At 60.4% G+C, this 230-nt stretch carries 1 protein-coding gene; it reads left to right on the plus strand.

What is annotated here, in order from left to right; all coding sequences use genetic code 11:
- Positions 1 to 230, plus strand: a 230-nt coding sequence (locus SB756_RS36100) for an FAD-dependent oxidoreductase (protein WP_410914053.1), incomplete at both ends; no start/stop codon positions are given.

A 230-nucleotide genomic window follows, 5' to 3' on the forward strand; every position in this document is an offset into this window, starting at 1 on the left:
GGCCAGAAAGTGACCGGCCTTGCGTACAAGGATCGCGACAGCGGTGAGTTCAAGACCATCGACCTGGAAGGTATCTTTGTGCAGATCGGCTTGCTGCCGAACACCGACTGGCTCAAAGGCACCGTGGAACTGACACCGCGTGGCGAGATCATCGTCGATGCCCGTGGCGAAACCTCACTGCCGGGCGTGTTCGCCGCCGGTGACGTGACCACTGTGCCGTACAAGCAGAT

The organism is Pseudomonas sp. SIMBA_068, assembly GCF_046534705.1.
Lineage (GTDB): Bacteria > Pseudomonadota > Gammaproteobacteria > Pseudomonadales > Pseudomonadaceae > Aquipseudomonas > Aquipseudomonas putida.